A 14,120-nucleotide genomic window follows, 5' to 3' on the forward strand; every position below is an offset into this window, starting at 1 on the left:
CCCCCCCCCCCCCCCCCCCCCCCCCCCCTCCCGCACGGATCAACAAAAGCGCCGGCAGGCGAACCAGCCGCCGGCGCCTTCATCAACTCAACTCAACCAATCCTTGCACGCACCATCAACCTGGTCACCGCACGCCTGCTGCATCCGCTGCTGCAGCCGCGCCAGTGTCTCCGCGCCCTGGTGCTTGCCGCTCCACGCCTTCAACTGCCCGGCCAGGCGCTCGAAACGCTGGCGGGTGCGCTGGTGGTAACCCGACGGCTGTGCTTCCAATTCGGCGATCAGTGAGGCGGTGGCCTGCTCGATGCGTGGTGCATCGTCCGGCGCCAGCTTCAGCAGGCCCTCCACGTACAGCACGCCCCATTGCACGCGGGTGGCCGGGCCCTGGGCACCGTCGTAGGCACGCTTCAGCCAATCCAGCGCACCGGCGGTGTCGCCGCGCTGCTCGGCCAGTTCGGCCAGCTCGGGCATGTAGTAGTAGGGCTGTTCGCTGCGCTTCAGCTCGGCCAGCAACAGCGCCTCGGCACCCGCGTCGTCGCCGACCTCACGCAGGGCATAGACCGCGCTGCTGATTGTGGCCTGGCGCGCATGCGCATCGGTGGCGGCGGCATCGGCAGCGGCCACGCGCTGCTTGACCCGCTCAACCAGGGCCGCGGGCAGTGCACCCTTCGGCTGCTGCTGGCGGGCCAGCGATACTTCGGTCAGCGCACGCGACAACGCGTCGTCCGCGCGATCACCGCGCTCGGCATCTGCGCGCTCCAGTGCGACCAGCAGCTGCTGTCCCAGCGTGTTGCTGGTGGCCGGCCCGGCACTGGCCTGCTTGACCAGCTGCACGCCTGCATAGCCCAGCAACTCACGGTTGCGGCGTACTTCTCCCGGTTGCGCCAGCACTGCCTGCAGCAGCTCGCGTACTTCGGTGGGCGAGGCATCGGGTTTTTCGGCCGTTGCCAAGGCAAGCAGAGCGAAGCGGCGCTGCAGGGCGGCATCCGGTGCGGCCTTGGACAACTGGCGTAGTACGTCCTGGCTCCTGCGCTCGCCGGCCAGGCGGTTTGCGTCCACTTCCCAGCCGTAGTCGCCCAGTACCTGCCAGTCTTCGGTGGCCAGTCGGTCCGGCGTTGCCAACGCGGTGGCCAGGGTGGCGGCAACAGCACTGCGGCGGCCTGCGGCAACGGTCAGTGCCCGGGTCAGTTCGGCGGCGTCATTGCCGCCGGCCACGCGGGTGATTTCGTTGCGCTGTGGGTCCAGCACGATCAGGGTCGGATAGCCGCGTACGCCGAAGCGCTCGCCCCAGGCCTGCGCACCTTCCTCGTCGCCATCCAGATAGACGGGAACGAATTTGCTGGTCAGCGCGATGAAGGCCGGGTCCTTGAACAGGCCCGCCTTGAGCTGGTTGCACGGAGGGCACCAGACCGCGCCCCAGTACAGCAGCACCGGCTTGCCGCTGTCGGCGGCTTCGGCGAAGGCATCGTCCACATCGCCCTGGCGCCAGGCGATGGCGGACGCCGGCGCGGGTGCCTCGGCGGAGTTGGCGGTGGAAACCGGGGCCGGGGTGCAGGCGCTCAGCGCCGAAGCCAGCAGCAACACGGAAAGCGCGACGCGCATCGGCAGCATCTCGAAGGGCAGGGTGACAGGCCATTGTAGGAACCGCCGGCGAGCCCGCTGATTCAGTTTGCTCATGACGGGCGTGCTGCAGGGCATGACGCCCACCCGGCATTGCCGGGCAACGCCGGGCGCATGCCTTCAGGCCGCTGCCCGCACCATCTGCTGATACACCAACCCATTGAACTCGCCGACGTCACCGTCCAGCGCAAAGCCATAGCGCAGGTAGGTCGGTACCGCATTGAGCGAGGCGCGCACGGTAAGGACCGGATCGCGCACCTGTGGAAGCACCGCCTCGAACAAAGCATGGCCAATGCCCTGGCCCTGGCAGGCGGGATCGACGAACAGCATCGCAAGGTGCCGGCCCTCCTTCAGTTCGATCACGCCGACGACACGGCCGTCCTGCTCGGCCACCAGGATGTGGCTGTCACCGTGCAGGCGCGCGCCGAATGCTTCGGCAGCGGCGACACTGCCGAAGGTGGCGATGCCGGCCGCGCTGAGCGAAGGCGCGACCGCCGCAGTGAACGCGGCCAGGCACACCGCGCTGATCGCAGGCAGGTCATCGACGTGGGCAGGGCGGATCGTCGGCATGCAGTGTTCTTCCGGTAGTGGGCGGCGCGTCATCGTTGCCGCAGGCCTGCACGCTAAGCTGGCGGCATGAGTGATTTCAATCCTGCTTACGCTGCCTTGTTTCCGCAACAGGGCCTGAGCCTGGGCCTGATGACGCCTGTCGCCGCGCATGGACTGGCCGATCCGAATGAGGCGCGGCGCATTGCGCGACTGGCCGATGATCTGGGCTTTGCCGCATTGTGGACGCGTGATGTACCACTGATGGTGCCGCAGGGTCCGGACGCGACAGCAAGCGCGCTGGATGACCCGTTCCTGTGGCTGGGCATGCTGGCTGCCGCGACCGGACGCATCGTGGTCGGCAGCGCGGCCATCGTGCTGCCATTGCGGCAGCCGCTGCAGGTGGCGAAGTCGGCCTTGAGCCTGGACCGGATCAGCGGCGGACGGTTCGTGCTGGGCCTGGGTTCGGGGGACCGCCCCGAAGAGTTCGCCGCATTCGGCGAGGATCTGGAGGGCAGGGCGGCGACCTTCCGTGCGCGCTGGACGTTGCTGCGCGCGGCGCTGTCACCGGAGGCCGATGAGCGGACCGCCGTACTGCAGGCGACGGGTGGCTTCGACGTGCTGCCGGCGCCGGCAACCCGCATCGCGATGCTGGTGGTGGGTACCGCGCGGCAGAGCCTGCAGTGGATCGCGCGCGAGGCCGAAGGCTGGGCCACCTATCACCGCGAGGAGGCCGCGCAGGAAGGGCGCATCGGCCTGTGGCAGCAGGCGCTGGTGCAGCGTGGTGGGCCAGCCAAGCCGTTCGTGCAGTCGATGCTGCTGGACCTGCAGGCCGATCCGCAGGCGCCAGCCGAGCCGCTGCCGCTGGGCCTGAAGGTCGGCCGCGATGGCCTGCGTGACTACCTGCTGCGCGTGCGTGCGCAGGGCGTGGCGCACGTGATGTTCAACCTGGTCGACAACGGGCGGCCGATGGACGCGATGCTGCGTGAGATCGGGGAGCACGTTCTGCCACACACGCTCCGGTAGCTGTCCACCTCGGTGGGCACGCTCCAGCAGTCGAGCACGGCTCGACTCTACATGGGGTTCGCATCTGCGTATCATTCGCATTTGATACCCCGATGCTGGAGCCCCGCGTGACCCAACGTTCCCCCATGCACCCGACCGGACGTCTGTTCGCCGCGGTCGCTTTCATCGAGGCCGTGACCTGGGCCGGCCTGCTCATCGGCATGTGGATGAAGTACGGCCCGATGGCCAACGTGGCGCTGGTGAAGCTGTTCGGGCCGCTGCACGGCGTGGCCTTCCTGGTCTATGTGGCAGTCACCCTGTTCGCGGCGGTGCGCCTGCGCTGGCCGTGGTGGGCCAGTGCGCTGGCGCTGCTGGCAGCCATCCCGCCGCTGGTGACGCTGCCGCTGGAGTGGTGGTTCAAGCGCCGTGGCTTGCTCGGCCTGCATGCAATGCGCTGAACCCACTGTTGCGCGCCCATTCAAGAGAATGGGTATCAAATGCAAATACGAGCCGTTATCATTTAAGGGTGGCGTCCGGTCCTGAGCAGGGCCGGTGCCGGGCGGGGTGCGCAGGCGTGCCCGGCCATCCTTTCCTGTTACGGCTGGTGTTCCATGCACGCACGTCCCGTCGTTCCCGGCTTGCCGGCGCTGGTGTTGGCTGCCCTGATCGGCACCATGGCGATGATGTCCTTCGTCGCCGTGATCGGCCCGGTGGTCCGCATGCTCGGCTTGTCCGAGTGGCATGCCGGCCTGTCGGTCACCGCCGCAGGCGTGTTGTGGATGCTGGCCGCGCGCCCCTGGGGCCAGCTCAGCGACCGCATTGGGCGCAAGCGCGTGCTGATCCTGGCGATGAGTGCCTATACGGCGGTCTACATCGCACTGGCGGTGTTCATCGACGTCGCCCTGCAGGCGGTGCCGCCGGTACTGGTGTCGGTGCTGGTGCTGGTCGGCGCGCGTGGCCTGATCGGCCTGTTCTACGCGGCGGTGCCTCCTACCGCAGCCGCGCTCATCGCCGACAAGGCACCGACCGGCCAACGTGCGAAGTTCCTCGCCCGCCTGGGTAGCGCCAACGCGCTGGGCATGGTGCTCGGCCCGGCCGCCGCGGGCTGGCTGGCCTATACGAGCCTGTCGTTGGCGCTGTACGTGGCCGCGCTGCTGCCGTTGCTGGCACTGGCGTTGCTGGCCTGGCGGCTGCCGGCCACGCCGCCGGTGGTGGGTGTTTCCGCGCAGCGCCGCGCGCCGATGAGCCGTCTCGACGCGCGCCTGCGCCTGCCGCAGCTGGCAGCGTTCATCGCGATGGTCTCGGTGACCATCGCGCAGGTCACGGTCGGCTTCTTCGCGATTGATCGCTTGGGCCTGGATGCGGCGGCCGGTGCACGCATGGCCGGCATCGCACTTACCGCCGTTGGTGTCGGCCTGATCCTGGCGCAGGCGCTGGTGATGAAGCTGGAGGTGCATCCACGCCGGTGGATCGTCCTTGGCGCCCTGATTTCCGGCATTGGCTTTGCCTCGGTGGCAGGCGTGCAGCAGGCCTGGCAGTTGCCGGCGGCGTATGCGCTGGCCGCGTTTGGCATGGGCTTCGTATTCCCCTCGTTCCAGGCGCTGGCCGCCGATGCGGTGGAGGCGCACGAGCAGGGCGCCGCCGCCGGCACCGTCGCTGCTGCGCAGGGGCTGGGCATGGTGGCCGGGCCGATGCTCGGCACGCTGTTGTATCGCGGCGGGCCGAGCCTGCCTTACCTGCTGGTCGGTGCGCTGCTGCTGTTGCTGTGCGCGCTGGCTGCAGCGCATCGGATGAAGGAGACCCCATGAACGATTCCCTGATGCAGGGCGCGTGGCCGGAGGCTGCGCCAGCGCCACTGGACAGCGCCTACGACGCGTCGCTGTTCCTGCTGCAGCATGCCGGCCAGCACGTGCATGCACGCGGCTGCCGCGCCACGCTGCCGGCCGGTGCACTGGCGACATTGGCAGAACGCGTCTCGGCGTTCTTTGCCCGGCAGCGTGGCGGCCCGGGCCTGCTGGTTGGCGCAGTGCCGTTCGAACCGCGTGCGGACGATGCGCTATTCCAGCCCGAGCGCTTGCTGCCGGCGCTGGCACTGCAGCCGCAGGCCGCACCGCCGCTGGACGGTTCCCTGAAGGCCGAGCCTGCGCCGCAGGACTATGCGTCAGCGGTTGCAGCGGCGGTGCAGGTACTGCGCGCGCCCGAACTGAACCTCCAGAAGGTGGTGCTGGCGCGCAGCCTGCTGGCACGCACCCGCCAGGCGCTGTCTCCGGACGTGCTGCTGGCACGCCTGGGCGCAGATCCGTCGGTGGCGACCTACGCGGTGCCGTTGCCGGTGGAGCTGGGCCAGGCACCGGCCTGGCTGGTGGGGGCGACGCCGGAACTGCTGCTGCGCAAGCGCGGCGCCGAGTTGTTGTCGCATCCGCTGGCGGGTTCCGCGCGGCGCAGTGCCGATGCCGCCGAGGACGAGCGCGCCGCGCAGGCGCTGCTGGCCTCGGCCAAGGACCACGACGAGCATCGCCACGTGGTCGAGGCCATCGTCGAGGGCTTGGCACCGTACTGCAGCCACATCGATGCGCAGCCGCGCCCGGTGCTGCATGCCACCGCCAGCATGTGGCACCTGGGCACCCGCATCCACGCCACCCTGAAGGATCCGCAGACGTCTGCCGCCGAACTGCTGGCGCAGCTGCACCCCACGCCGGCAGTCTGCGGTACGCCACGGTTGGCGGCGCTGCAGCGCATCCGCGAGCTGGAACCGGTGCCGCGCGGCTTCTACGCCGGTGCCGTGGGCTGGTTGGACGCGCAGGGTGACGGCGACTGGTACGTGGCGATCCGCTGCGCGCGCCTGCAGGGCAGGCAGCTGCGCCTGTATGCCGGTGCCGGCATCGTCGCCGAGTCACACCCCGAGGCCGAGGTGGCCGAAACCGCAGCGAAGTTCGCTGCCCTGTTGAACGCGCTGGGTGTCCATGAATCCGCGCCCGCCATCGAGCCTGCCGCATGAGTACCTCCACTGACTCTTCCCGCCTGCCGCTGCAGCAGGTGTGGCCCGACACGCTGGTGGCGCGCTATCGCGAAGCCGGTCACTGGCGTGGCGAGACCTTCCCGGGTTTCCTGCGCGAGCGTGCAGAACGCTATGCCGATGACATCGCGGTGGTCGCCGGCGACGTACGCCTGAGCTATGCGCAGCTGTGGCATGAGGCAGGCCGCATCGGTGCGGGCCTGCTGGCGCTCGGCCTGCAGCCTGGCGAACGGGTGCTGGTGCAGCTGGGCAATACCGCCGGGTTCATCACCACGGTCTGCGGCCTGTTCCGCGCCGGCCTGGTGCCGGTGTATGCGTTGCCGGCGCACCGCATCACCGAGCTGGTCCACTTCGCCAGCAAGGCGGAAGCCAGTGCCTACATCACCACCGCACTGCACGATGGCTTCGATCATCGCGGGTTGGCAAGGGCGCTGCAGGCCGAAGTGCCGGCGGTTCGCCATGTGGTGATCGACGGCGATGCGGCGGAGTTCATCGCGCTGGAGGCACTGCAGGGCGATCGCAGCCAGCTGCCGTCCGATCCGGACCCGCAGTCGGTGGCGTTCCTGCAGATATCCGGAGGCAGCACCGGGCTGTCCAAGCTGATTCCGCGTACCCACGACGACTACATCTACTCGTTCCGCGCCAGCAATGACCTCTGCGGCATCGACCGCGACAGCGTCTATCTGGTCGCGCTGCCGGCCGCGCACAATTTCCCGATGAGTTCGCCGGGCTTCTTCGGCGCACTGTATGCCGGCGCCCGCGTGGTGCTCAGTCCCGGCCCCGGTCCGGATGCGGCCTTCCCGCTGATCGCCCGCGAGCAGGTGACCTGCTGCGGGCTGGTGCCGCCGCTGGCGTTGCTGTGGGCACAGGCCGCCGCCACCAGCAAGCATGACCTGTCCAGCCTGCAGGTACTGCAGGTAGGCGGCGCCAAACTGGTGCCGGAAGCCGCACGACGGGTGATCGATGGCCTTGGCTGCACGCTGCAGCAGGTGTTCGGCATGGCCGAAGGCCTGGTCAACTACACACGGCTGGATGACCCGGAGGAACTGATCGTGGTCTGCCAGGGCCGGCCGATCAGTCCGGATGATGAAGTGCGCGTGGTCGATGACCATGACCAGCCGGTGGCCGAAGGCGAGGTAGGGCATCTGCTCACCCGTGGGCCGTACACCATCCGCGGCTACCACAACGACGCGGTGGCCAATGCGCGCTCGTTCACCGACGACGGCTTCTATCGTACCGGCGACCGTGTGCAGCAGCTGCCCGGAGGCTACCTGGTGGTGCAGGGCCGCGCCGGTGACCACATCAACCGTGCCGGAGAGAAGATCTCCGCCGAAGAGATCGAAGATCACCTGCTGGCCCACCCCGGTGTGTTCGACGCCGCCGTGGTCTCCATTCCCGATGAGTACCTGGGCGAGCGCAGCTGCGCCTTCGTGATTCCGCAGGGCGAGCCGTTCAAGGCGCCGGCGCTGAAGTCCTGGATGCGCGGGCGCGGCCTGGCCGCGTTCAAGGTGCCCGACCAGGTCGTGTTCGTCGACAGTTTCGATACCACCGCGGTCGGCAAGATCAGCCGCCGCGAACTGCGCGCGCAGTTGCGTGCGCGTCATCTGCAACAGACAGGAGGAACGCGCTGATGGCGCTGCCCCGTATCACCGATTACCCCTTGCCGACCGCCGCCGAACTGCCGCAGGCACGCGGCCCGTGGCGCCCGCAGCGCGATCGTGTCGCCTTGCTGGTGCACGACATGCAGCGCTACTTCCTGGCCGCATTCGACGCCGGCAATGCACCGCTGCGGCCGGCCGTGGACAACATCGCACGCCTGCTGGCGCATTGCCGCGCGCGCGGTATTCCGGTGTTCTACACCGCCCAGCATGGCGACCAGGATCGCCGTGACCGTGGCCTGCAGGCCGACCTGTGGGGACCGGGCATGCGCCGCAGCGCCGACCATGAACCGATCATCGACGCGCTGGCACCGCAGCCGGGCGAGCACGTGCTGGTGAAGCACCGTTACAGCGCGTTCCAGCGCAGCAACCTGGAGACGCTGATGCGGGTGCGTGGCCGCGACCAGTTGCTGGTGACCGGCGTGTACGCCCATATCGGCTGCACCGCGACCGTGGTCGAAGCATTCCAGCGTGATATCGAGGCCTTCATCGCCGCCGATGCCGTGGCGGACTTCTCGCGCGCCGATCACGATCAGGCGCTGCATTGGATCGCACGCACCTGTGGCGTGCCGATGACCACCGACCAGTTGCTGGAGGTGCTGTGATGGCTGCCACCGCTGAGATGCTGGATCTGGAGCGGATGCGTGCCGACGTGGCGCGCGTTCTCGAATGTACGCCGGCCGAGATCGGTGACGACGACAACCTGATCGACCTGGACCTGGACTCGATGCGCATGCTCGGCCTGGTCCTGGCCTGGGGCAACACCGGCCTGCCGATTGAGTTCTCGCAGTTGGCCGAGCACACCACGCTGCGCCAATGGTGGAACGTGGTGCAGACGCTGCAGGCCGCGCAGAACGCATGAACGCCGCTGCGCTGGCCACGCCGGTGGCATTGACCGAGGCCCAGACCGGACTGTGGTTTGCACAGCGGCTGGCGCCGGACAATCCGTCATTCAATACCGCGCACGCGGTGTGGATCGATGGCCCGCTGGACGTGACCGCGTTCGTTGCAGCGGCAGACCAGGCTGCGTTCGAAGCCCAGGCCTTTGCGCTGCGCTTTGCCGAAGGGGCCGATGGCCAGCCGCTGCAGTGGTACGACCCGGCACACGTGCCGCTGCTTTCGGTGCGTGATGTTTCCGCCGAAGCGGATGCTGCCGCTGCGGCACGCAGCCTGATGCACGCCGACCGGCTGAGCCCGGTCGACCCCGCCCGCGACCGGATCAGCCAACAGATGCTGCTTGAGCTGGGCGGGCAGCGCTGGGTCTGGTACCTGCGGGTGCATCATCTGGCGGCTGATGGCTATGGCATGGCGCTGTTCACCGATCGCGTGTGCGCGTTGTACGCCGGCCGCATGGGTGAGCCACTGCCGGGGCTGGCGGGCGTGCTGGCCGATGATGCCGCTTATCGTGCCGATCCGCGCCGCGCGCTGGCCGGGCAGTGGTGGCGTGAGCACATGCAGGGCGCACCGGCAGGCGTGGGCCTGGCCGGCACGCTCGCGGCCAGTGACGACGCGCTGCGCTGGGTGCAGCCGCTCGATGCGGCCTTCCGTGAGCAGCTGCTGCAGGCCTCGGTGCGTTGGCTGCAGCCCTGGCCGGATGTGCTGGCCGCGTTGTCGGCCGAGTACCTGCGGCGGATGAGCGCGGCCGATGAAGTGGTGCTGGGCGTGCCCTCCATGGGGCGGCTCGGCAACGCGTCGGCGCGGGTGCCGGCGATGGTGATGAATGTGTTGCCGCTGCGCGTAGCGGCCGGCGAGGGCAGCGTCGAGGCCTTCACCCGCGGCCTGGGCCGGAAGCTCAGCCAGGGGCGCAAGCACGGCCGTTACCGCGGTGAGCAGCTGCGCCGGGACCTCGGCCTGGTCGGAGCGCAGCAGCGCCTGCATGGCCCGTTGGTGAATGTGCAGCCGTTCTACAAGCCGCTGGCGCTGGCCGGCGTGCAGGCGACGCTGGAGGTGCTGTGCACCGGGCCGGTGGATGACCTGACGCTGGGCTTCCGTGGCGATGGCCAGTCGCTGCTGGATCTGGAAATCGAGGCCAATCCCGCGCTGTACAGTCGCGAGGATGTCGAGGCGCACGCAGCGCGGCTGCTGCATTTCGTATCGGCGGCGCTGCAGGCTGACGATATCGCAGCCGTGCCCCTTGCGACGCCCGAGGAGGCGCAGCAGGTGCTGCAGGAATTCAACGCCACCGCGCACGCGCTGCCGGAGACGACCCTGGTCGAGCTGCTACAGCAGGGCATGGATCGGGACCCACACGCGCCTGCGCTGGTGTTCGGCGACGCTGCTTTGGATTACGCAACGCTGGAAGCGCGCAGTTTCGCGCTGGCGGCGCAGCTGCGGGCGATGGATGTCGGCCCGGGCAGCGTGGTGGCGGTGGCATTGCCGCGCTCGCTGGAGCTGGTGATCGCGCTGGTCGCGGTGCTGCGCGCAGGCGCGGCCTATCTTCCGCTGGACCTTGCCCATCCCGATGAGCGACTGGCGCGTATTCTCGCCTCGGCACAGCCTGTGTGCGTACTGGCTGCGGCCGAGGATTCGGCGCGCATGGCTGGCGTACCGATGCTCGCGCCGGAACAGTGGACCGCGCTGAGCTTCGCCGCGCCATGGGCCGATCCGGCGCCCAGCGATGCGGCCTATGTGATCTACACCTCCGGTTCGACCGGAGAGCCGAAGGGCGTGGTCATCGAACACCGTGCCATCGTCAACCGCCTGCTGTGGATGCGCGAGCACTACGGCATCCGCGCCGATGACCGCGTGCTGCAGAAGACCCCGGCCACCTTCGATGTCTCGGTCTGGGAGTTCTTCCTGCCGCTGCTGTGTGGGGCCACCCTGATGGTCGCCGGACCTGACGCGCATCGCGATCCCACCGAACTGGCGCGCTTGATCCGTGGGCATGGGATCACCACGGCGCATTTCGTGCCGTCGATGCTCGATGCCTTCCTCGCTGCGCCGGCTTCGGCAGGGCTGCAGCTGCGCCGGGTGTTCACCAGCGGTGAGGCGCTGGACGCATCGCTGCGCGATCGTTTCCATGGGCGCGTGCAGGCCGAGCTGCATAACCTGTATGGCCCGACCGAGGCCGCAGTGGATGTCAGCTACTGGCCGGCGTCGGCGCAGGATCGCTCGCGGCCGGTGCCGATCGGGTTCCCGGTCTGGAATACCCGCCTGTACGTGCTGGACGCGCGGATGCAGCCGGTGCCGATAGGCGTGGCCGGTGACCTCTACCTGGGTGGCGTGCAACTGGCACGTGGCTATCTCGGTCGCGATGACCTGACTACCGAGCGCTTCCTTGCCGATCCTTTCCTGCCGGGCGAGCGTATCTACCGCACCGGAGACGTGGCACGCTGGCGGCGCGATGGTGCGGTGGAGTACCTGGGCCGCAGCGACCACCAGGTGAAACTGCGCGGCCTGCGCATCGAGCTGGGCGAGATCGAGGCGGCACTGCGCGAACTGCCTGGCATGGAGCGCGTGGAAGTGCTGCTGCGCCAGGATGCGCCCGGCGATGCCCGGCTGGTGGCCTATGTGCCAACCGCGCTTGCCGATGCCGTAATGCTGCGCAGCCACCTGGCCACGCGCGTGCCGGACTACATGGTGCCCTCGGCGTTTGTCGGCGTGGACCACTGGCCGGTAACCGCCAACGGCAAGCTCGATCGCAACGCGTTGCCGAAGCCACCGCAACTTGAAGTTGCCGGCTTGGCGCCACGCACGCCGTTGGAACAGGAGCTGGCGTTGCTGTTCGCACAGGCGCTTGGGCGTGAGGCGCCGGTGGCGGTGGATGCGGACTTCTTCAGTCTCGGCGGTGACTCGCTGTCGGCGGTGCACCTGCTGCTGGCGATCGAGCAGCGCTGGCGCTGTGATCTGGGTCTGGGTGCCTTGTTTGCCCAGCCCACCGTGGCCGCGCTGGCAGTTCGCATTGCCGAGCCGCCCGCGCTGGCCGATCACGCCCTGGGGCCAGTGATCGCGCTGGCCGCGACCGACGCTGCCGGGCCCACGCCGCTGTTCGTGCTGCACCCGGCCGGGGGCATCGCCTGGAACTACCGCACCCTGGCCAGGGCACTGCAGCCGGCACGCCCGGTGTATGGCCTGCAGTCGCCGGCACTGGATGCGCGGCAGCCACTGCCGAGCAGCATCGAGGCGATGGCCAACGACTACGTACAGCGCGTGGTCGCATTGCAGCCGAAGGGGCCGGTGCATCTGCTGGGCTGGTCGGTGGGCGGCATCCTCGCCCAGGCGATGGCGGTGCGCCTCCACGAGATCGGGCGCGAGGTTGGCGAGCTGGTGCTGCTGGACGCTTATCCCAGCGAGTGCTGGCGGGCCGAGCCGGAACCCGATGCCATCGCTGCATTGCGGGCACTGCTGGCGATTGCCGGTCATGACCCGGATGCGCATCCGGAACTGGACAGCCGTGAACGCATTCTGGCGTTCCTGCGACGTGGCGGTAGTGCACTCGGCAGCTTACCGGATGTGGTGCTCGATGGCGTGGTGCGCGCGGTGACCGGCACCAATCGACTGATCCGCGAACATGTTCATCAACCGTTCGACGGCACGCTGGTGCACGTGCGTGCGGGCCGGGATCATCAGGCGCGGCCGCAGCTGCAGTCGGCGTTGTGGCGGACCCATGCGCGCAAGGTGCAGGCGCTGGAACTGCCGTTCCTGCACGCCGAACTGACCGGCCGCGATGCCGTGGCGCAGCTGGCGCCATGGTTGTCGGCGCGGCTGCGCCAATGGGACGAGCAAGAGGAGATCGCAACATGCAGTTGACCGGTTTTCAAGGCCGCGTGGCATTGGTGACCGGTGCCTCCGGTGGCATCGGCGAGGCACTGGTACGGCTGTTGGTCGAGGCCGGGTGCACCGTGGTGGCGACTGATCGCGAGGCGCCGCGCGTGGCCGATACCCGGGTGACGTCGTTCGCACTCGACGTGACCGACAGCGCAGCGGTGGACGCCCTGGTGGATCAGGTCGAATCCAGCATCGGGCCGATCACGCTGGCGGCCAGCGTGGCCGGCGTGCTGCACGTGGGCAGCGTCGCCGAGACCGGCGACGCCGACTGGCGCCGAGTGTTCGCGGTCAACGCCGATGGCGTATTCCACGTTGGGCGTGCCTTGGCGCGGGTGATGTCGCCGCGCCAGCGGGGCGCGATCATTACCGTCAGTTCGAATGCCGCCGGCGTGCCGCGGCACGGCATGGCCGCCTATGCCGCGTCCAAGGCCGCCGCCACCATGTTCACCCGCTGCCTCGGGCTGGAGCTGGCGCCGCTGGGCATCCGCTGCAACATCGTCGCCCCGGGGTCCACGTTGACCCCGATGCAGACCGGCATGTGGCAGGACGAGCGCGGTGCCGAGCGGGTAATCGCCGGCAGCCTGGAGACCTACAAGGCCGGCATTCCACTGCGCAAGCTGGCCACCCCCGAGGACATTGCGCACTCGGTGATGTTCCTGCTCTCCGAACAGGCCGGGCACGTGGCGATGAGCGACCTGTACGTGGACGGCGGCGCCACCCTGCGCGGCTGAGCCCCGACCGCCGCCTGCCGGCAATGGTAGTGCCGGCCGCTGGCCGGCAATCCATAGTCCCGGTAGTGCCGGCCGCTGGCCGGCAATCCATAGTCCCGGTAGTGCCGGCCGCTGGCCGGCAATCCATAGCCCCGGTAGTGCCGGCCGCTGGCCGGCAACCTCATTCAACTTCAGACATCTCCCAACCTCCATCGAGGCATGGCCCGACAGCCAACGCCCAATGATCGACCCATCATGGCGCATGAGCAGCCATCGCCTCCGTCTGGGCCGTCACTCGATCATCGGTCAGTCCTACGTTCTGACAACCACGACACACCAGCGCCGCCGGCTCTTTGAAAGCGAAGCTGCAGCAGCATGTGTAATCGACCAGTTCCACTACATCGAACAGCGCGGGCTCGTACAGTCACACGCATGGGTCGTCATGCCGGATCACGTCCACTGGATGTTCGAGCTGCGCGCAGCTCACCTTCCCGACATCGCGCCCGGATGAAATCGTCGAGCGCGCTCGCCCTGAATCGCCTGGTGGGGCGTGGATGTACGGTCTGGCAGTCTGGCTACTTTGATCATGCCGTGAGGGCCGAGGAGTCGCTGGCGCAGCAAGCGCTGTACATCCTGGGGAATCCGGTGCGCGCCGGTCTTGCTGGGCAGATTGGCGAGTATCCATATGCATGGTCGGTCTGGTTGTGATGCCGGCCAGCGGCCGGCACTACCAAAGCAAGGGCGAAGCGCAGCGCAGATTGCGTTCCGGCGCACAGAGCACCATCGATGGTAGTGCCGGCC

At 68.8% G+C, this 14,120-nt stretch carries 11 protein-coding genes and 1 pseudogene; 10 read left to right on the plus strand and 2 right to left on the minus strand.

The features are described 5' to 3' along the window. Positions 1–87: 87 nt before the first annotated feature. Together O0K41_RS20370 and O0K41_RS20375 are read right to left on the minus strand one after the other, a co-directional pair. On the minus strand, positions 88–1,608 hold the full coding sequence (locus O0K41_RS20370) for a thioredoxin family protein (protein WP_164223272.1): 1,521 nt from the start codon (positions 1,606–1,608) through the stop codon (positions 88–90). Positions 1,609–1,737: 129 nt separating this feature from the next. Further along, a complete protein-coding gene (locus O0K41_RS20375; RefSeq protein WP_088437107.1) occupies positions 1,738–2,187 on the minus strand; it encodes a GNAT family N-acetyltransferase in 450 nt (149 codons plus the stop codon). Positions 2,188–2,253: 66 nt separating this feature from the next. Between O0K41_RS20375 and O0K41_RS20380 the strand changes: the two genes are divergently transcribed. The 10 genes and pseudogenes from O0K41_RS20380 (at position 2,254) to O0K41_RS20425 (ending at position 14,027) form a co-directional block, all read left to right on the plus strand. Beyond that, the gene (locus O0K41_RS20380; RefSeq protein WP_108269729.1) at positions 2,254–3,189 is read left to right on the plus strand and encodes a TIGR03571 family LLM class oxidoreductase; all 936 of its coding nucleotides are present in this window, start codon (positions 2,254–2,256) and stop codon (positions 3,187–3,189) included. A gap of 125 nt (positions 3,190–3,314) precedes the next feature. After that, entirely contained in the window at positions 3,315–3,626 is a 312-nt protein-coding gene (locus tag O0K41_RS20385; RefSeq protein ID WP_005413704.1) for a DUF3817 domain-containing protein, read from the plus strand. Between the two features lie 153 nt (positions 3,627–3,779). Beyond that, the gene (locus tag O0K41_RS20390) at positions 3,780–4,976 is read left to right on the plus strand and encodes an MFS transporter (protein WP_149501162.1); all 1,197 of its coding nucleotides are present in this window, start codon (positions 3,780–3,782) and stop codon (positions 4,974–4,976) included. Next, on the plus strand, positions 4,973–6,166 hold the full coding sequence (locus O0K41_RS20395; RefSeq protein WP_164223269.1) for an isochorismate synthase: 1,194 nt from the start codon (positions 4,973–4,975) through the stop codon (positions 6,164–6,166). Before O0K41_RS20390 ends, O0K41_RS20395 begins: the two co-directional genes overlap by 4 nt. Then, positions 6,163–7,815 (plus strand): AMP-binding protein, encoded by a 1,653-nt coding sequence (locus O0K41_RS20400; protein WP_108269732.1) that lies wholly within the window; start codon positions 6,163–6,165, stop codon positions 7,813–7,815. Before O0K41_RS20395 ends, O0K41_RS20400 begins: the two co-directional genes overlap by 4 nt. Continuing rightward, a complete protein-coding gene (locus O0K41_RS20405; protein ID WP_033835614.1) occupies positions 7,815–8,447 on the plus strand; it encodes an isochorismatase family protein in 633 nt (210 codons plus the stop codon). Before O0K41_RS20400 ends, O0K41_RS20405 begins: the two co-directional genes overlap by 1 nt. Then, on the plus strand, positions 8,447–8,704 hold the full coding sequence (locus O0K41_RS20410) for a phosphopantetheine-binding protein (protein WP_005409947.1): 258 nt from the start codon (positions 8,447–8,449) through the stop codon (positions 8,702–8,704). The genes O0K41_RS20405 and O0K41_RS20410 overlap by 1 nt, the downstream gene beginning before the upstream one ends. Further along, the gene (locus tag O0K41_RS20415; RefSeq protein WP_108269734.1) at positions 8,701–12,591 is read left to right on the plus strand and encodes an enterobactin synthase subunit F; all 3,891 of its coding nucleotides are present in this window, start codon (positions 8,701–8,703) and stop codon (positions 12,589–12,591) included. Before O0K41_RS20410 ends, O0K41_RS20415 begins: the two co-directional genes overlap by 4 nt. Further along, entirely contained in the window at positions 12,582–13,340 is a 759-nt protein-coding gene (locus tag O0K41_RS20420; RefSeq protein WP_149501161.1) for a 2,3-dihydro-2,3-dihydroxybenzoate dehydrogenase, read from the plus strand. Before O0K41_RS20415 ends, O0K41_RS20420 begins: the two co-directional genes overlap by 10 nt. A 241-nt stretch (positions 13,341–13,581) precedes the next feature. Further along, a pseudogene (locus O0K41_RS20425) lies at positions 13,582–14,027 on the plus strand (transposase). The last annotated feature ends 93 nt before the right edge of the window (positions 14,028–14,120 follow it).

Origin of the sequence: Stenotrophomonas sp. Sm2128, assembly GCF_030985535.1 — a bacterium.
Classification (GTDB): domain Bacteria; phylum Pseudomonadota; class Gammaproteobacteria; order Xanthomonadales; family Xanthomonadaceae; genus Stenotrophomonas; species Stenotrophomonas maltophilia.